The sequence below is a fragment of the Oribacterium sp. KHPX15 genome (genome assembly GCF_900107835.1).
Lineage (GTDB): Bacteria > Bacillota > Clostridia > Lachnospirales > Lachnospiraceae > Oribacterium.
Window position 1 is genome coordinate 148,933 of sequence record NZ_FNRG01000005.1, and the last position, 17,966, is coordinate 166,898.

At 43.4% G+C, this 17,966-nt stretch carries 17 protein-coding genes; 3 read left to right on the plus strand and 14 right to left on the minus strand.

Going from position 1 to position 17,966, the window contains the following annotated elements:
- Positions 1-321: 321 nt before the first annotated feature.
- A complete protein-coding gene (locus tag BLV86_RS05385; protein WP_031555199.1) occupies positions 322-528 on the plus strand; it encodes a hypothetical protein in 207 nt (68 codons plus the stop codon).
- Positions 529-694: 166 nt separating this feature from the next.
- Here the strand turns inward: BLV86_RS05385 and BLV86_RS05390 are convergent, their stop codons facing one another.
- The 12 genes from BLV86_RS05390 to acpP form a co-directional block, all read right to left on the minus strand.
- Positions 695-2,185 (minus strand): UxaA family hydrolase, encoded by a 1,491-nt coding sequence (locus BLV86_RS05390; RefSeq protein WP_090815422.1) that lies wholly within the window; start codon positions 2,183-2,185, stop codon positions 695-697.
- A gap of 141 nt (positions 2,186-2,326) precedes the next feature.
- A complete protein-coding gene (locus tag BLV86_RS05395) occupies positions 2,327-3,820 on the minus strand; it encodes a tagaturonate reductase (RefSeq protein WP_090815424.1) in 1,494 nt (497 codons plus the stop codon).
- A gap of 305 nt (positions 3,821-4,125) precedes the next feature.
- Positions 4,126-4,590, minus strand: coding sequence for a MarR family winged helix-turn-helix transcriptional regulator (locus BLV86_RS05400; protein ID WP_031555207.1), 465 nt, complete (start codon positions 4,588-4,590; stop codon positions 4,126-4,128).
- Between the two features lie 17 nt (positions 4,591-4,607).
- Entirely contained in the window at positions 4,608-5,069 is a 462-nt protein-coding gene (gene fabZ / locus BLV86_RS05405; protein ID WP_044917314.1) for a 3-hydroxyacyl-ACP dehydratase FabZ, read from the minus strand.
- 29 nt (positions 5,070-5,098) lie between these two features.
- The gene (gene fabF, locus BLV86_RS05410; protein WP_031555213.1) at positions 5,099-6,340 is read right to left on the minus strand and encodes a beta-ketoacyl-ACP synthase II; all 1,242 of its coding nucleotides are present in this window, start codon (positions 6,338-6,340) and stop codon (positions 5,099-5,101) included.
- 168 nt (positions 6,341-6,508) lie between these two features.
- Positions 6,509-7,258, minus strand: coding sequence for a 3-oxoacyl-[acyl-carrier-protein] reductase (fabG, locus tag BLV86_RS05415; protein WP_330373146.1), 750 nt, complete (start codon positions 7,256-7,258; stop codon positions 6,509-6,511).
- The gene (locus BLV86_RS05420) at positions 7,255-8,283 is read right to left on the minus strand and encodes an ACP S-malonyltransferase (RefSeq protein WP_090815426.1); all 1,029 of its coding nucleotides are present in this window, start codon (positions 8,281-8,283) and stop codon (positions 7,255-7,257) included. Before BLV86_RS05420 ends, fabG begins: the two co-directional genes overlap by 4 nt.
- A gap of 98 nt (positions 8,284-8,381) precedes the next feature.
- Complete coding sequence (locus BLV86_RS05425) at positions 8,382-9,305, minus strand: nitronate monooxygenase (RefSeq protein WP_031555219.1); 924 nt, start codon at positions 9,303-9,305, stop codon at positions 8,382-8,384.
- A 42-nt stretch (positions 9,306-9,347) separates the two neighbouring features.
- Complete coding sequence (locus BLV86_RS05430; protein ID WP_090815428.1) at positions 9,348-10,409, minus strand: 3-oxoacyl-ACP synthase III family protein; 1,062 nt, start codon at positions 10,407-10,409, stop codon at positions 9,348-9,350.
- A 41-nt stretch (positions 10,410-10,450) separates the two neighbouring features.
- On the minus strand, positions 10,451-11,377 hold the full coding sequence (locus BLV86_RS05435) for an acetyl-CoA carboxylase carboxyltransferase subunit alpha (protein WP_031555223.1): 927 nt from the start codon (positions 11,375-11,377) through the stop codon (positions 10,451-10,453).
- A gap of 2 nt (positions 11,378-11,379) precedes the next feature.
- A complete protein-coding gene (gene accD, locus BLV86_RS05440) occupies positions 11,380-12,414 on the minus strand; it encodes an acetyl-CoA carboxylase, carboxyltransferase subunit beta (protein WP_242873241.1) in 1,035 nt (344 codons plus the stop codon).
- A gap of 143 nt (positions 12,415-12,557) precedes the next feature.
- A complete protein-coding gene (gene acpP, locus BLV86_RS05445) occupies positions 12,558-12,779 on the minus strand; it encodes an acyl carrier protein (RefSeq protein ID WP_029199801.1) in 222 nt (73 codons plus the stop codon).
- Positions 12,780-13,214: 435 nt separating this feature from the next.
- Between acpP and BLV86_RS05450 the strand changes: the two genes are divergently transcribed.
- Positions 13,215-13,649, plus strand: a complete 435-nt coding sequence (locus BLV86_RS05450) for a hypothetical protein (protein ID WP_090815430.1) — start codon at positions 13,215-13,217, stop codon at positions 13,647-13,649.
- Positions 13,650-13,881: 232 nt separating this feature from the next.
- On the opposite strand, the gene BLV86_RS05455 is transcribed toward BLV86_RS05450, so the two are convergent.
- Both BLV86_RS05455 and BLV86_RS05460 read right to left on the minus strand, forming a co-directional pair.
- Positions 13,882-15,378, minus strand: coding sequence for a 4Fe-4S dicluster domain-containing protein (locus BLV86_RS05455; RefSeq protein ID WP_090815432.1), 1,497 nt, complete (start codon positions 15,376-15,378; stop codon positions 13,882-13,884).
- Between the two features lie 152 nt (positions 15,379-15,530).
- Positions 15,531-16,571 (minus strand): protease-associated domain-containing protein, encoded by a 1,041-nt coding sequence (locus BLV86_RS05460; protein ID WP_090815434.1) that lies wholly within the window; start codon positions 16,569-16,571, stop codon positions 15,531-15,533.
- Between the two features lie 300 nt (positions 16,572-16,871).
- On the opposite strand from BLV86_RS05460, the gene BLV86_RS05465 reads away from it, so the two are divergent.
- Positions 16,872-17,705, plus strand: coding sequence for a class I SAM-dependent methyltransferase (locus tag BLV86_RS05465; RefSeq protein ID WP_242873242.1), 834 nt, complete (start codon positions 16,872-16,874; stop codon positions 17,703-17,705).
- Positions 17,706-17,966: the final 261 nt, after the last annotated feature.

The window sequence follows — 17,966 nt, forward strand, 5'->3', positions numbered from 1 at the left end:
GGTTTGCAGTATGATAACATCATACTTCTTAAATTGCAACGAGAAATATTTAAATTTAATTCTAAAGTCTTTCGAGCATCTGATATTTTTAATTTTTTAAATAAATTATTTTATATCTCACTCTTCCTTTTTGTTCTCAATTTCTCAAAGAATTACTTCATTTTCTCAACCATTGTGCAATATCTATTTATTTTTTTATTTTTTTGCTGACATTTTGGAATAATGTGCTATAATTTTAACTCGTGTGTGAAGTTTATAAGAAATGCCGGTTGCATCCGGCACATATTCAGCTCTTTGAAAACTGAATAAGGAGGGGATAAGATGGACAGAATTCATATGGTTCTGTCACAGCTTAACGGAGACCATCAGATAAGCGTTTACCGTGTTAATTCACATCTTGATATTGAAATGACAAACACTTCTGTCAATTCTTTTCTTGGAATGATTTCTAACGGTACCATGGACGCCAGTCAGGTGGTTCAGATCAACTGTGATAAGAACATCATTTATAACGTTTGCGCAATATAAAAAGAACCTGATGCGGTATTTACCGTTTCAGGTTCTTTTTTTATTTCGATAAGCCATTACGCAGGTGTTTTTGCCTGTTTCAGCCGGTGGGACGGTTCTCACGATGAGAATCATCCACGATGGCGCTTTCGTTTCTTGTGATTGAGAGTCTTATCCGATGGTTTTCTTACAGGACTACGCCATCCTTAAATATAGATATCTCTCTGAATCCATGCTTTTCAGCCTGAGTCTGTTTGCCTGAGGCAATATCCTTAACAAAGTCAAACAGTCTTCTTCCTGCATCATCCACAGACTCACCGCTGGATGCAACGGGGCCTGCATTGAAATCGATCCAGTTCTTTTTCTTTTCTGCCAGTCTGTCATTGGTAGCGATCTTGGCAACCGGTGCAGGTGCTCCAAAAGGAGTTCCTCTTCCTGTTGTGAAAAGGATAACTGTACATCCTGCTGCAGTAAGATTTGTACTGGACACAAGATCATTACCCGGGCCGTAGAGAAGGTTAAGTCCCTTGGTATGTACCGGTTCAGCATATGAAAGCACATCTGAGATTGCTGCCTTTCCGCCCTTCTGTACACATCCGCAGGATTTATCCTCAAGTGTGGTTATTCCGCCCTCCTTATTACCGGGAGAAGGATTATCGTAAACCACCTCATTATGGCTTATAAAGTAATCCTTGAAACCGTTCAGCATGTTGGATGCTTTTTCAAATACTTCATTGTTAATGCATCTGTCCATAAGCATGCTCTCTGCCCCGAACATCTCAGGCACCTCTGTGAGAATTGTGGTTCCGCCCTGAGCAACGATCATATCGGAAACTCTTCCGACTGTCGGGTTGGCAGTAATACCTGAAAGTCCGTCTGATCCGCCGCACTTCATACCAAGCACAAGCTTATCTATACCGACAGTCTCTCTCTTAAACTTCCCGGCATAATCAGCAAGCTCATGTAACAGCTTTGAGCCTGCCTCAAATTCATCCTCAACCTCCTGACAGGTCAGGAACTTTACTCTCTCCGGATCGTACTCACCAAGCTCCGTAAGGAACTGCTCATGTGTAAGGTTCTCACATCCGAGTGAAAGCACAAGTACAGCTCCCGCATTCGGGTGACGTACAAGATCTGCCAGTACCTTACGGGTCTGGGCATGATCTCCGCCGGTCTGAGAGCATCCGAAAGGATGTGTATAGGTGTAAAGCCCTTCTATGGAACCCTTAACTATATCCTGATTCATCTCCACAAGGTGCTTTGCCACATCATTAACGCACCCTACAGTGGGAATGATCCAGATTTCATTACGTGTTCCGACTTTTCCGTCAGGACGAACGAAACCTTCAAAGGTCTCAACAGGCATTTCTTTTTTCTCTGGTACAGCGGGGTTATAAGTATAAACCACCTCACCGCTTAAGTTGGTCGCCATATCATGAGTATGTACCCACTGTCCTGTCTCTATATCTTTAGTTGCGTGACCGATGGAAACACCGTACTTAATAACCTGCTCATCCTTTTTGATAGGCTTAACAGCCACCTTGTGTCCCTGAGGAATATCTTCAACTGCAGTTATGTCAATGTCATCAACCTGTATCTCCATGCCCTTACTGATGGGAGCTATGGCAACCACAACATTGTCTTCTGCATTTATATGAACTACCTTTGCTTTTGACATTTCATATCTCCTGTTCTAAAAAACGTCAGTCTTTTCGCAAATGTCATTTCACAAAAGACTGACGTCGTATAAATCACTTATTTAAAATCCTGGCACATCTTCTCCGGATGATCCTTAAAAGATCGCATCCGATAATTTCTTTTACAGTACTGATGCGTATGCAGCCTTGGCACCCTGCTCTCTTATAAGAGTAAGATTCTTAACTGTTGTTTCTTCGAAGTCCTTAACTGCTGTAAGATCCTGTCCCCAGAAGTCAACATTGGACATAACTGCATGAACAAGTGTCTTCACATCATCTGCCTTGTGTGCTTCGTAGAAATCGAGAACTTCCTTGTCATCCTGGATCTTGTACTCGTTTCCTGCAGGACGCTTGCATACGAGTCCATCCTCTTCACGACGCTGTACTTCATTGCTGTAGAAAGCGATGTAAGCTGCAAAGCTCATTGCAAGAACCTCAGGAAGCTTTCCGAACTTCTCAACATACTCAAGGAATGACGGCATATTTCTTGCCTTCCACTTTGAAGTTGAGTTAAGAGAAATGCTCATGAGCTGGTGATCTACGAAAGGATTATTGAATCTGTCTTCAACAGCTGCCGCAAATTTCTCGCAATCCTCCTTATCAAGAGGAAGGATAGGAATGATCTCCTCCTGAAGCATCTTGTTCATATAGTTCTTAACCACATCATCATGCATACAGTCACGAACGATGTCAAAGCCTGCAAGATAAGCACCAAGTACGAAGCCTGTGTGTGCACCGTTAAGGATGCGAACCTTTCTCTTCTTGTATGGAGCAACCTCAGGAACAACGTGAACATTTACACCGGCCTTCTTAAACGGAAGCTTATCCTCAAGCTCCTTAGGTCCTTCAATGTACCATACACCGAATACCTCTCCTACATCAATAAGTGGATCTGTGTAGCCATTCTCCTTCTCGATCTCCTCAACCTCCTTAGGATCACGGATACGGCCCGGAACGATTCTGTCAACAAGTGTTGAGCAGAAAAGTACCTCGTCATTTACCCACTTCTTGAAATCTGCTCCGAGATTCCACTCATCGATGTGACGGTTAACGATCTTCTTGAGCTCCTGACCGTTATTGTCGATAAGCTCGCAGGAAAGAACCACAAGTCCGCCCTTTCCGGCCTTGAATCTCTCAAAGAGGATTCTTGTCATCTTTCCGGGGAAGGATACAGGAGGCTCCTGATCGAACTTTGTATCCGCATCGTAAACGATACCTGCCTCTGTTGTATTTGATACGATATATTCAAGATCATCTGACTTGGCAAGCTCAAGAAGTGCCTCAAAGCCTTCCTTTTCATAAGGGTTGATGGCATCCTTACAAACAGAGATAACTCTCTTGTTGTTTACCTTCTGACCATTCTCTGATCCGCGAAGATAAAGTGTGTAAAGACCTTCCTGCTCATTGATAAGTTCAGTAAGTCCAGCAGCGATAGGCTGTACCAGAGTCACCTTTCCGTTCCAGCCGGCCTTTTCGTTTGACATATCAAAGAAATAATCGACAAATGCTCTAAGGAAGTTTCCTTCACCGAACTGCATAACCTTAACCGGTGCATCCTTAAGGATGTATCCCTGATAGCCGGATTTCTCAAGTACCTGATAGTTTAATTTTTCCATTTGAACTTATCCCCTTTCAGATAAATCATTTATAATTTGATGTAAATGCTTACATGTTCCTAAAATAAAGCTCTTTGTATTTCTGTAAGCGCTTACATTTAATATATTCTGTTTAACATAGGATGTCAATTAGTAATTTTGAAATATTATAATAGGGTTCTTTTGTAACATATGTACTGAGACCGGACTTACACAGCATCCGGGGCCAAAAAAATCCTTCCGGGTTCCTGGGGTGACTGCATTATCACGAAAAAAGACCGTCCGAAACATAATGTTCCAAACGGTCTTGCAATCAAAATATTAAACTATTTTCTGTCGCTCTTCTTAAAATGACTTGGGTCTACTTCCGGCACCATTTCTTCAATTATGGTTCCGAGCATATTGTCAAACTTTTCTATGTCTTCCGGAGAAAATCTGCTTTCACATCTATCCACCAGCTTCTTAAGAAACTCATAGCTGTTCTTATTATATTCATTAAGTCTTGCAGTTGTTCTCAAAAAGTATTCTCTGTGATCAGCCTGAGACTGGACTTTTTCGATGTAACCCTTTTGCACCAGAGCATTTACCTTATAGGCAGCATTGGGCGCAGAAATCCCCATCATTTTAGCAAATTCCGCCACAGTCGGCTCGCCAAGGGCCTTTATGCATTCCAGACTGAAAGCCTCTACTGACGTAAGGTTATCATCAAAAGTATTTCCTTTTGAGAAGACCTGAATATAAAAATGAACTCTGAATCTATTATAAAGTTCCTCTACTGTCTTGCTAAGCATATCAAATCACCTTAATCTCACATAATTGCAAAGGTCAGTTCAGCCACTACGGCTACCTTGCCGTCCACAGTTGCCTTTGCGGTACCTATTCCAACAGGTCCATGCATCTTAGTAAGTTCACAATGAAGTTTAAGTACGTCTCCGGGTCTTACCTGACGCTTGAAACGTGCATTTTTGATACCTCCGAAAAGAGCTATCTTTCCCTTATTTTCCGGAATACTTAAAAGAGCCACTGCTCCGGTCTGGGCCAATGCTTCGATTATGAGCACGCCGGGCATAACCGGATACTCCGGAAAATGTCCCTGGAAAAATGGTTCATTTACGCTGACACATTTTGTAGCATCAGCAAATTTTCCCGGTTCATAATCATTAACATGATCTATAAGTAAGAAGGGATATCTGTGAGGTATTATATTCTTTATTTCTTCGATGCCCAATTCCTGAGGCTTTCTTTCCTCATCTTTTAATTCTTCTGCCATATTTCCTCCTTATAACATTATCCGCTGCCTTAAGCCTTTGCAAAAATGATGCAGGCATTGTGTCCGCCAAATCCAAGTGAATTGCTTAATGCATACTTAAGGTCTGCATTTCTTCCTTCGTTAGGAACGATATCCAGGTCACACTCAGGATCCGGTGTCTTATAGTTAACGGTTGCAGGAATAAATCCCTCTTCAAGAGCCTTTACGCAGAATACAGCTTCAACTCCGCCTGCTCCTCCGAGAAGATGACCTGTCATGGATTTTGTTGAAGATACAGGGATCTTGTATGCATTCTCTCCGAATACAGCCTTGATAGCCTTTGTTTCGCAGGAATCGTTAAGATGAGTTGAGGTACCGTGTGCATTGATGTAGGAAATCTCTGAAGCATCAATTCCGGCGTCCTTTATGGCAAGACGCATACACTCTGCACCGCCTTCTCCCTCCGGATTCGGGCTTGTGATATGGAATGCATCACAGTTGGCACCATATCCAACTATCTCAGCAAGGATCTTTGCCCCTCTGTTTAATGCATGCTCTCTTTCCTCCATTACAAGGATTCCTGATCCTTCTCCCATTACGAAACCGCCTCTTTCAGCATCAAAAGGAATGCTTGCACGGTTTGGATCTGTTGCCTGGCTGAGGGCTCTCATGCTGCTGAATCCGCCTATTCCAAGCGGGGAAATGCTTGCCTCTGTTCCTCCGGCAACCATAACATCTTCATATCCGTCTCTGATTCTGTGGAATGCATCTCCGATGGCATTGGAACCACCTGCACAAGCTGTTACAGGACAGGTGCACATTCCCTTGAAACCGTGACGTATGGCAACATTGGCTGCTGCCATGTTGCAAATTGACATAGGGATAAAGAAAGGTGAAACTCTTTCATATCCATGGCTTAAACCTCTGCTATGCTCTACTTCAATGGTATCAAGGGCACCGATACCGGAAGATATGATCACTCCCATTCTGGATACGTCATATTCTGTGGTATCCTTTATGCCGCTCTGTAAAATGGCTTCTTCTGCAGCGATAAGTGCGAACTGGGCGAAACGTGATAAATGTTTCTGTTCACGGCGATCTATAACCTGTGAAGGGTCAAAATCCTTTACTTCTCCTGCAAGCTTTACTACGAAATCTGTTGTATCGAAATGTGTTATAGGTGCGATTCCGCATACTCCCTTACGGATATTATCCCAAGACTTGGCCACAGTATTTCCTGTGGGGTTTACGGTTCCTACTCCTGTTATAACTACTCTTCGCTTATTCTCCATGACATACTCCATTCTTGATTATATTTAGGCTGGTGAAATATTCTACTTGGCCGTACCCGCTGGCGCTCCGCCGGTCAGAATTGGTCTGGGGTAGACCAATTCTGATCCCTTCGGGACCAGAGCTCTGCTCTGGCCATATCGCTCCGTAGTTTTGCCGATGCAAAACTACTACGCTCCAAGGCCACCATCTACACCAAGCACCTGGGCGGTGATGTAGCGGGCATCGTCTGATGCAAGGAAGGCTACGGCTTTTGCGATATCCTCAGGCTCGCCGAATTTTCCAGCCGGGATACGTGTAAGCATTGATTCTTTTACCTTATCCGGTAAAGCCTTTGTCATATCAGTATCGATGAAGCCGGGGGCGATAACATTGGCCGTAATACCGCGGCTTGCATACTCAAGGGCAGTGGTCTTTGTGAGACCGATGATTCCCGCTTTTGATGCCGAGTAGTTGGCCTGGCCGGCATTTCCATGTAATCCTACGATTGATGAGATATTTACGATACGTCCGGATCGCTGCTTCAGCATGATCTTTCCTGCATACTTTGTCATAAGGAAGGCTCCGCGAAGATTCTTGGAGATAACCTCATCAAAATCATCGGCACTCATTCTGAGCATCAGATTGTCTCTTGTGATACCTGCGTTGTTTACCAGGATGTCAATGCTTCCGAACTGCTCCTGTGCGGCAGTAACGATCTCATTAACCGCTGCTTCATCGGAAACATCACCTTTCATGGCTACGGCTTTTACTCCGGCCTCTTCACACAGCTTTACTGTTTCGAGGGCAGCTGCCTCATTTCCTGCAAAATTAACAACCACGTTACAGCCTCTTCCGGCAAGCTCCAGCGCGATGGCTCTTCCGATACCTCTTGAAGCACCTGTGACTATAGCTGTCTTATCTTTTAAATTATTCATCATACACTCTCTTTATCTGCAATAAGCTTTTCCACTTCCTCAGAGGTTTCCACTGAGCAAATGTTGAAATCCTTGATTTCCATATCCTTGGCAACCTTCTTTACAAAACCGCCAAGTGTATGTCCGGGACCTATCTCAACAAAATTCCTGACACCCTTTTCAAACAAACTTCTGATTATCGCTTCCATACGTACAGGCTTCTGAACCTGCATTACAAGAAGCTCGGGGATTTCCTTACGGAATGCTGCTGCGGTTGTTGCTGTTGTTGAGTTTATTGCTTCTGAAACTGCCTCTGATTCACCGCCAAGGTAATTGAACATAACGGTGCATTTAGGACGGTTCATACGGATATTTTTGAAATACTCCTGAAGAGCATCTCCGGCACTTGACATAAAGCTTGTGTGGAAGGGTCCCGATACCTTGAGAGGTATGCAGCGAACCTTATCATAACTCTTTGCAAGCTCAGTAACCTTATCGACAGCCTCTGTCTCTCCGCCTATAACGATCTGTCCGGGACAGTTATAGTTACAGATGGAAACAACCTTACCGGTTTCATTTCTTACTTTCTCGCAGCATTCCTCAAGGTCAGCTTCAGCCATTCCAAGCACAGCTGTCATTCCGCAGTCCACACCTTCGCTTGCTTCTGCCATCTTCTTTCCGCGATATGCAACCATATCCACTGCGGTTTCGGCATCCATTACTTCAGCAGCCTCAAGTGCAGAGTACTCACCGAGGGAAAGTCCGGCAGCGTAGTCAGGACGAATTCCATGAACCTTAAGTATCTCAGTTACACCGCAGGCAAATGCTACCATAGCCGGCTGTGTATACTTAGTTTCATTGATCACTCCATCAGGATCTTCGAAGCAAAGGCGACAAAGATCATAGTTCTTATCATCCGGATTCTGACTCTGTAATTTCTCTGAAACTCCATCAAATATTCTGCGGAACTCAGGATAGTCACGGTAAAGGTCTGCACCCATACCGGCATGCTGGCTTCCCTGTCCTGCATACAAAAATGCTGTCTTCATTTATTTCTCCTCCAGATCAGTCGGACATATCCTGCCCGTTTGACTCTGTTTTTTGTCTTATAAAAGATGCTCAGGAGCCTGATGGCTCATAGCAATATTTACATCTGTGTTAAGTCCTTAAGTATCTCTGCCAAAGGACGGATCTCCTTAAGCTGTCCGCAAGCCTGTCCTGACATAAGGGAACCGGTCTTTACGTCTCCCTCAAATACAGCACGACGTAATGATCCGAGTGTGTACTTTTCAAGCTCCATCTTGTCTGCGCCGGCCTTCTCCTGCTTTAAGTACTCAACTGTCATCTGGTTCTTAAGTACTCTTACAGGAGTTCCGCCTATACGGCCTGTTACGATGGCATCTGTACCCTTTGCCTTAAGAAGAGCTGCCTTATAGTTTTCATGTATAGGACACTCAGGTGAAGCAAGAAGAACGGTTCCAACCTGAACACCGCAGGCACCTAATGCCATAGCAGCTCTAAACTGACGGTTATCTGCGATACCGCCTGCTGCAATAACAGGAATATTTACAGCATCCACTGTCTGAGGAACCAGAGTCATGGTTGTCATCTCACCTACGTGTCCACCACTCTCTGTGCCTTCAGCGATTACCGCATCAGCTCCAAGTCTCTCAACGTGCTGTGCAAGTACAGGCGCACCTATTACAGGGATTACCTTTATTCCTGCTGCCTTGAAATCCTCCATATATTTTCCGGGATTTCCTGCACCTGTTGTAACCAAAGGAATCTTCTCCTCGATACAAACCTTTACAAAATCATCTGTTGAAGGGTTCATAAGCATAAGGTTAACACCGATAACCGGCTTATATCCGTCTGCTGTCTCCGGTGCAAGCTCACGGGCTGTGCGGATTTCATTTCTAAGCTCGTCTGCTGTTCTGATTCCGCCTGTTCCGATAAGTCCTACGGCGCCGGCATTGGCACAAGCTGCTGCAAAACGTCCTGTTGCGATATTTGCCATACCACCCTGAATAACCGGGTAACGGGTTCCTAAAATTTCATTTAATAACTTCATGATCTACCTTCTCTGTTTTTGTTGATTATTCTGACTAAAGCTTTATCTGTAATTGATGACACATCCGCCCCAGGTGAGGCCTCCTCCGAAACCGGCCAGGATCATCCTGTCTCCTTCATGCAGCAGTCCCTTGTTCTTCATATCGAAAAGAGCGATAGGGATTGAGGCTGCACTGATATTTCCGAGAGTTTCCATATTCATAAAGAACTTTTCTGACGGAGCATGCATGGCTCTGATAACATGTTTTATTATCCTTGCATTTGCCTGATGGCATACAACATGATCCACATCCGAAAGGCTTAGCCCTGTCTTATCCAGAAGTCCGTTAATGATCTTTGGTATGATATCGCAGGCGAATACAAATACGTCCTTACCATCCATAAGCATGTGATCGATCTTTGGCTTTTCCTGACCATCCTCAGAAGTACTCTTTCTAAGCTTCTGCTCGTAGGCCCCTGTATAAATTGAGGGTGCCTCTATGGCTCCGGAGCCTCTTGAACCGAGAAGGCTCACATACAGATTCTCATCTTCTTCCCTGTTCAATGCTATTACCGCAGCACCGGCACCGTCTCCGAAAAGAATGGCTGTTGTCCTGTCTTCCATAGATACAAGCCTTGAAAGTTGTTCGGTTCCTATTACAAGGGCATACTTTTGTGATGCCTTCCGGGACTCTCTTTCTTCTTTTTTATCGGGATAAATATCACATACATCGAGACCTGCTGATAAAAGACCTCTTGCGACTTCGAGGGCATATATAAATCCGCTGCAGGCAGCATTAAGATCAAGTGCAGGTACTTCCGGAAGCTCCAGCTCTCTCTGTATAAGAGCTGCCATACTTGGGGTTGCAAGATCCGGTGACATGGACGCAACGATAACAGCGCCTATGGACTCTTTCTTTATACCTGCATCTTCAAGGGCTTTTCTTCCTGCTTCTATGGCAAGTGTCAATGCACTTTCATTTTCCGTGCAGAATTTTCTTTCATGGATTCCTGTTCTGGGATATATCCAGGCATCCGATGTATCCATGATCTCTCCGAGAGCATCGTTTGTGACTGTTTTACCCGGGAGTGCTCCTCCCAGGCCAATGATTTTTATTCCTTTCAAAACTATACTCCTGATATTCAACTGTACTTTGTTGAACTTCTTTATATATTCCTGTATTTTTCCTGTCTATCTTTTCTTACTTCCTCAGGTGACAGCTTTAACAGGTCTGTAAATGTCTTCTCAAGAACTATATCAAGACTCGCATAAAGTCTTTCCGGATCTTCCTGTGCACCTCCGAGAGGCTCCGGTATAACATGATCGGCAACACCGGCCTTTCTGAGATCCCGGGCTGTAAGCTTCATTACTTCGCAGGCTTCTTCGTGACGTCCGGCATCCTTCCATAAAATAGATGCAAATCCCTCAGGGCTGAGAACTGAGTAAACTGCATTCTCCAGCATAAGGATCTTGTTGGCAACACCTATTGCAAGGGCTCCACCGGAATTTCCCTCTCCTGTTACTATAGAAATAACAGGTACATGGAAGCTGCTCATAGCTGCAAGGTTTCTTGCAATTGCTTCACCCTGTCCGTGCTCTTCAGCCTCAAGTCCGGGGTAAGCACCCGGAGTATCGATAAAGGTTATGATAGGACGGCCAAACTTCTCAGCCTGCTGCATAAGACGAAGAGCTTTTCTATATCCTTCAGGTCTTGGCATTCCGAAATTATAGGCAAGATTTTCTTCCATGGTCCTGCCTTTCTGATGTCCAAGTACTGTTACAGGGCATCCTTTATAACGTGCGATACCACCATAGATGGAAAGATCCTCGTCATATAAGTGATCTCCCTTCTGCTCAAAGAAATCTGTAAAAAGATTATCTATGAAATCCTTAATGTGAGGACGCTTGGGATGTCTTGCAAGATAAACCCTGTCGGCTGCTGTTAAATCTGTGCATTTGGACAGAAGATCATTTCTTGTTTTATCAAGTTCACGTATCTCTTCAGCGTTCTCTTCCAATAATTCTTCATTCTCAGAGAGAGCATTGATTCTTTCCTCAATCTGCTCTGTTTCCTGTATTATTTCTTTTATCATCCTTAATTCTCCGAAGCCTTAAATGTTCTTGACTGAATATTTTTTGAATCCATATGAAGTTTCAGTACATCAGTAAGTACATCTCTCATTTCATATCTTTCAACTATCCTGTCCACAAAACCATGGTTCTCAAGATACTCGGCACGCTGAAAGCCCTTGGGAAGCTTTCGGTTGATAGTCTGCTCTATAACTCTGGGACCTGCGAATCCGATAAGAGCCCCGGGCTCAGCCAGGGTAATGTCTCCGAGTGTGGCAAAGCTTGCGGTTACACCTCCGGTAGTAGGATGTGTAAGGAAGCTGATAAACAGTCCGCCATGCTCACTGAACGTCTGTACTGCTGAGGTTGTCTTGGCCATCTGCATCAGGCTGTAGATTCCTTCCTGCATACGTGCTCCGCCGCTGGCGCTGAAAATAAGTAATGGTAATTTTTCCCTGTCGGCATACTCTATAGCACGAGTAACTTTTTCTCCAACTGCACGAGACATTGAACCCATAAAGAATCTGCTGTCCAGAACCACTGTTACAAGGCGGATGCCCTGAATAGTTCCGATTGCTGAAATTACAGATTCATTCAGACCTGTCTTTTCCTCCTGCTGTTCGATCTTCTCTTTGTAACCGGGGAATTCCAGGGGATCTTCAGCTTTGATCTCTGTATCTATCTCTTCAAAAGAACCCTTGTCAAGAATAAGACTTAATCTGTAATAAGCTCCGATAGGTGCATACTTTCCGCACTCAGGACATACAAAAAAATTATCTTCCCACTTTTTTCTGAGAGCACGTCTTCCACAAGATCTGCAGGTTATAAAACTGGAAGGTATCATTACCGCAGGTATACGGAAACCATTTTTGTCCCTTACTTCCTCTGCACCCTTTTCGGAACCGGCTGTTTTCTTATCGGAACTCTTTGATTTAGCATCCTGAGCATCTTTTCCGAAATTAAACTTGAGTCCGCTGTGTCCAACGGTGTCAGCCAGAGCCTTCTTACGTAAAGCTCTGTCCTTGTACATTTCGTATATCTTTGTAATTGGAGATTCCATATATTCCTCCATACTTCATTGAAAAAGCCAAAGACAAGCTTTGGCTTTAGTTAGTAAACATCCATGCCTTCATAAGTCCCGGCAGGAGTAAGATCTCCATGCCTGATTTGATGAAGGCGGATCATTTCTTCGGATTTAATTGATTATTTGTTGCAGTAATCTACAAGCTCCTGAACTGTCTGAAGCTTTCCGATCTCACCGTCGGGGATTGAGTGTCCAAGCTCATCCTCAAGAGCCATGTGAAGTTCAACGAGTGAAAGTGAATCTACCTCAAGATCCTCAATGAATCTTGCCTCAGGTGTAACCTTGTCCTCGTCACAAGCAAGTGTGTCAACGATAATGCTCTTAACTTTCTCGAAATCCATGTTTTCTCCTTTTGGTCGATAAAACGACATCTCAATTCTTTATTTGTTACTTTTTCAGGCAGATAGAAAAAATTTTTTTAATAAAAAAATTTAACTATCCGCTTGTCGTTGTTGATAATACCTAATGGTCATACTTTAGTCAACGAAAGAAATTTCCGAACAAAAGTAGTTTCTGAAACTATGAATAATGGAGATAAAAGCGCATGACGGTATTTCGTCGTTTATTCCTGCATAGTTATTTAAAAAATTTTGGTACTATGAAATTTTTTAAATAGCGATTGACGTATCTGCATGGTCCGCTAAAATTGTACTAACATGACCTTATATATGGTATAATTCTACTTATTATAATGTGTATTCTCAGAAACTGATTTTATCTGTATATGTGAGGCAGATATTCATTCAATAAATCATCAATATAGGAGATATATAATTATGGAACTTAAAGATGATAGAAAGAATCGTTCAAACAAAAGCGGTTCGGAAGACAGCATTGACAGCTATAAGGATTTTCAGGACTCACTGAAAGAATTCCAAAGGGAACCTTCCAATGCAGAGATCATGACAAAACTTGAGCAGAACCACCGGCTTATGATCTTTACTCTTTTGATCACACTGCTTGCACTGGCGCTTATTCTTGGTGCAGGCTACTATCTTTATAATGTTGTCAATGACTACAAAACTGAGGTTGATGCGGCCATAGAAACCATGAAAAAAGTTGATAAAATGGTGGAGCAGCTGCAGGCCGACTACTCTAACTACAGTCAGAAAATTGATGATTTCTTCGATTCCGTTGAAACTCTTAAGTCATACCTGGACAGCCTGAACGAAGCGATCAGTTCCATACCATCCTTCAAGCTTCCGTTCTGACACGCGAGATTTTCCTGAAACCGGGTTGGAAAAAGACCTCCATTATTGGTTTCGCGTTGTCCGTCACATTGGTGTTGTGCCTAAAATGTGACGGTGATGATTCTTTCCGAACCTTAAGCGGCACATTTAATAAGCTACATCCGCGTGACAGCCTTATTGCGAATATTAAAAAGCCGGGAACCCGCTGATTACGGGCTCCCGGCTTTTTTATTGTCATTCCTTGGATTAAAGATTATTTATCACAATGGAACTCATTCATCGGTCCTCTCATCATGGAGAACTTGTCCATAGGATAGTTCTTAAGGTTGTCCAGAATCTTACGGTCATCAGCCTGGTTAAGGAGATCCTGACGTGCCTTTCTTATCTCAAGCTCTGTCTTGTGCTTTGAAGGTCCGCCTACGCAGCCGCCTTCACAAACCATTCCCTCGATAAAGTCTTCCGGAAGCTTTCCGAGCTTCAGGAGCTGAAGGGCAGTTGTACATTCCTTTCCACCTGCTGCTGCACGAAGCTGGATTCCTGTTGCATCCTGATTACGCTCTCTCATGCACTCAAGAACAGCATTGGCAACTCCGCCTGAGCTTGCAAAGCTCTTGCCCCAGATTGAGGACTCCTGATAAGGATCAACAACAGGAACCATCTCAACATTCTTTGATCTCAGCATTGCCTGCATCTCACCGAAGGTAAGTACATAATCAGCATTATCCTTTATGCCCATTTCATGAGCCTCAGACTTCTTTGCGATGCATGGTCCGATAAATACGGTCTTGCATCCCGGATGTGTCACCTTGAGATATCTTGAGATAGCGCACATAGGTGATACTGTCTCTGACATATTCTCCTTAAACTGATCAGGATAATGCATTCTCAGCATATTTATAAATGCAGGGCAGCAGGAGGTTGTCATCTTCTTTCCTTCCTGACGTGCCTCATACCATTCTTCAGCCTCATATGCAGCAGTCATATCTCCACCGAGACCGACCTCAACCATATCTGTGAAGCCAAGCTTCTTAAGTGCCTCTCTGATGGAGCCCATAGTGATGTCCTTACCAAACTGTCCTTCGATGGCAGGGGCACACATTGCGTAAATCTCTTTGCCTTCCTTGATATCCTTTATGATATCGAGAACATCAAGCTTTGATGCGATTGCTCCGAAAGGACAGCTGTGGATGCACTGACCGCATCTTATGCACTTCTTGTCATCTATCTTGCAAATGCCATTTTCATCATAGGTAATTGCATTAACAGGGCAGGGCTTACGGCATGGTCTCTCAAGGTGAGCGATAGCTCCGTAAGGGCAGGCATTGGCACACATACCACACTCTTTACACTTGTTGGGATCGATATGTGCTCTCTGGTCACCCATGGAGATGGCGCCGAAACGACAGCTGTTCTGACATGCCTTTCCCAAGCATAAACGACAGTTATCAGTTACTGTATAGGAAGAAAGCGGACACTCCTCGCAAGCCGGATCTATAACCTGGATAATGTTTTGATTAGGCTCGGTTGCGTAAGGATTGGCATCAAGATTCTCTGTGAGACGGATACGCCATCTCAGGATCTCCCTCTCTTTATAAACACAGCATCTCCATGTTGAGTGAGGTCCCGGTGAAATAGCCATAATGGTCTCATTCTCTGCTTCTATGCCGAGTCTGTCCTCCCATGCGGCCCTTGCCAGTCTTTCGATGACTTCGTGTTTAAGCGCGATAGCACCCTTATCATTAGTTACCATTCGTACCCTCCTGTGTAGACATAAATATACTCATTAATCAAAACTATAATTAGTATAACATCCATGATACATTTAAACCATTATGGTGTTATAGAATTAACAATCTTTTTATTCTTATATTTTGTTCATGTTTTTTTGAAGATACTCTGATCTTAGTTTTGTACGACCTTTCGTACAGCTATGCCTGATATCTCAAATACCATGTCATTATTTATAAGAACATAAGGACCGTCATCCTTACCTATAAATATTCCCGCGTCCTTTGCCGCTGTTTTCAGAAGATCCTCAGTAACAACCGCTTTTATAAGTTCAGGAGTCCATATGCTGTCCTTTGCTTTTTCAAGAGCTTCCGCATCGGCATATTCCTTTCCGTCCACAAGTATAGGATACTGTACCTTTGAGGCAAATGACTTGAAATCGTTATTTGCCACATCAAGGATCACTTCTCCTGCTGCAACTGCGGCATCGGGATTATTAATTGACATATCCATACTTTCCAAAGAAAGTGCATCTCCATCTTCATTGAAGAATACGCGGACACCATCACCGGGATTAACCTTGCCTCCGACCGCACTTTTATCGGTTTCTTTGCTTACTGTAAACTCAACAGGACCTTCAACTGTCTGTACTATGGTTCCGTCTTCCTCCGAAGCTTCTATAACAACTCCACTAATGGCTCCGGCATTCTGAACATCATAGCTAAGGTCAGCCACAGTCTTAACACCGCTTTGGAGCTGCTTAACTTCATCACTTGAAACAGCTTCTTTGCTTTCTGCTTCCTCTGTTTCTCCCACAAGTTCAGTTCCTGCCGGTCTTATGGAGATAACATCTCCCGCACTGTCCAGTTCCACGGTAACATCCATTCCGACTTCCACGCCACCCTGAAGCATGCTGGTATCTACACCATCCACGAGGCTTAATTCGTAGGTTTTTCCATCCTTATCCTCAAGAACCAGGGAATGCATTGCAGCATCTGATACTTTTCCTGTGATTTCTTTTAAATCATTGATTGCTTCCGTAGTTTCCGCTTCAGTGGCAGCTTCTGTTGTTGCCTCAGTAGCAGCAGTAGTTTCCACTGCCGTTGGTTTCTTTCCACAGGCAATACTTGTACCGAGAAGCAGCATGATGAGTCCTGCCGCAGAACCTCTCTTTACCATTTGTTTAATGTTTTCATTTGGTATTATTCTTTTCATAATTTCCTCACTTTCAGGAACCTAAGCCCTTTTATATATTTTTCAAGAACTCATGACGTCTATCAGATTCACTAAGAAAACCTGATCCGGTCCCTCTTTTCGTTCAAATATAACATACATCATATTTTAATTTAATCCTATCTCTTTTTACATCCTACGATTTAATCATTGCTTTAAATGCTGACTTTTCTTAAACTTATAACAGTTAAAAATCATACTCATCTATAGATGCATGTTTTTTGCCGTTTATATCTGGCACACAGATGTCAAAATCGACTCTACACTTGGAACGGAATATATATGGAAACAAAAATGATGATCTATTCAGAATCCGGGACTTTTCTTGATACTGCAAGGATGTTGTCCGAAAGGCTCCGTGTTCCCTACACAATTGATAAATCAGAACTTGAGGCATTTATCTCTGAAGCCGGCACCGGAATCCCCTCAGTTCCAGATGATGATTCGGAGAAATCCTCTAAAGAAAAACCTCTATATTTAAAGTTGGATGAAACAGGACTGTCCCTTACTGACGGAACTCTTTCTCTCCGGGGTGACTTTACTGCCAATGCTTCCAGATTAAAAAAGAGCAACCTGGAGCGGGAGCTTCTGGTAAAATGCGCAAAACTTAAGGATCTTGATCATACCCCTGTTATAATTGATGCAACAGCCGGAATGGGTGAAGATTCCCTTCTTCTTGCAGCCTCAGGTTTTAATGTTATCCTTTATGAATATGATCCGGTTATAGCATCTCTGCTTGAAGACACTTTACGTCGTGCTGCCATGGATCCTTTTCTAAAGGAAATAGTCTCCCGCATGGAATTACACATCGAAAGCAGCATTGAAGCCATGAAGAATTTGGAGCATTCCCCGGACGTGGTACTACTGGATCCTATGTTCCCTGCCAGGACCAAAAGTGCATTGGTAAAAAAGAAATTCCAGCTTTTACAGCAGCTTGAACGTCCATGCTCAGATGAAAACGAGCTTTTTAATGCTGCCCTTCAGGCAAAACCCCGGAAGATCGTCATAAAAAGACCGCTTAAAGGTCCTTTTCTTGCAGGTATCAAGCCGGATTATTCATTATCCGGAAAAGCGATTCGATATGACTGTATCCTGCCGGAAACAAGAAAGTTCTGATAAAGGAACTTTTTGATTAAACCGTATCACCAAAACATTATGGGCTTCTTAACGCCCGCGTGACGTCCTTATTGGCAAAAAAGACCCCACCGGTTTTTCCGGCGGGGTCTTTTTTGCGTAGGATTATGTTTATCATGAGAATTATTGTTATAAGTTTTTCTTCTATATCAGATTCCGAATTCCTGTGCCCAGTATGTTCTTCCGTTCTGAGTTGTTGTTGAGATTGCGCAAGTTGTGAAGTCAGGCTTTAAGATGTTTGCT

Bases quoted from the DNA above. Each gene is read 5' to 3' on its own strand.
- BLV86_RS05465 (WP_242873242.1), top strand. From the start codon at position 16,872: ATGGAAACAAAAATGATGATCTATTCAGAATCCGGGACTTTTCTTGAT.
- fabG (WP_330373146.1), bottom strand. From the start codon at position 7,258: ATGATGAATAATTTAAAAGATAAGACAGCTATAGTCACAGGTGCTTCA.
- BLV86_RS05420 (WP_090815426.1), bottom strand. From the start codon at position 8,283: ATGAAGACAGCATTTTTGTATGCAGGACAGGGAAGCCAGCATGCCGGT.
- BLV86_RS05385 (WP_031555199.1), top strand. From the start codon at position 322: ATGGACAGAATTCATATGGTTCTGTCACAGCTTAACGGAGACCATCAG.
- BLV86_RS05425 (WP_031555219.1), bottom strand. From the start codon at position 9,305: ATGAAGTTATTAAATGAAATTTTAGGAACCCGTTACCCGGTTATTCAG.
- BLV86_RS05395 (WP_090815424.1), bottom strand. From the start codon at position 3,820: ATGGAAAAATTAAACTATCAGGTACTTGAGAAATCCGGCTATCAGGGA.
- BLV86_RS05460 (WP_090815434.1), bottom strand. From the start codon at position 16,571: ATGAAAAGAATAATACCAAATGAAAACATTAAACAAATGGTAAAGAGA.
- BLV86_RS05390 (WP_090815422.1), bottom strand. From the start codon at position 2,185: ATGTCAAAAGCAAAGGTAGTTCATATAAATGCAGAAGACAATGTTGTG.
- fabF (WP_031555213.1), bottom strand. From the start codon at position 6,340: ATGGAGAATAAGCGAAGAGTAGTTATAACAGGAGTAGGAACCGTAAAC.
- BLV86_RS05455 (WP_090815432.1), bottom strand. From the start codon at position 15,378: ATGGTAACTAATGATAAGGGTGCTATCGCGCTTAAACACGAAGTCATC.
- acpP (WP_029199801.1), bottom strand. From the start codon at position 12,779: ATGGATTTCGAGAAAGTTAAGAGCATTATCGTTGACACACTTGCTTGT.
- BLV86_RS05450 (WP_090815430.1), top strand. From the start codon at position 13,215: ATGGAACTTAAAGATGATAGAAAGAATCGTTCAAACAAAAGCGGTTCG.
- accD (WP_242873241.1), bottom strand. From the start codon at position 12,414: ATGGAATCTCCAATTACAAAGATATACGAAATGTACAAGGACAGAGCT.
- BLV86_RS05435 (WP_031555223.1), bottom strand. From the start codon at position 11,377: ATGATAAAAGAAATAATACAGGAAACAGAGCAGATTGAGGAAAGAATC.
- fabZ (WP_044917314.1), bottom strand. From the start codon at position 5,069: ATGGCAGAAGAATTAAAAGATGAGGAAAGAAAGCCTCAGGAATTGGGC.
- BLV86_RS05400 (WP_031555207.1), bottom strand. From the start codon at position 4,590: ATGCTTAGCAAGACAGTAGAGGAACTTTATAATAGATTCAGAGTTCAT.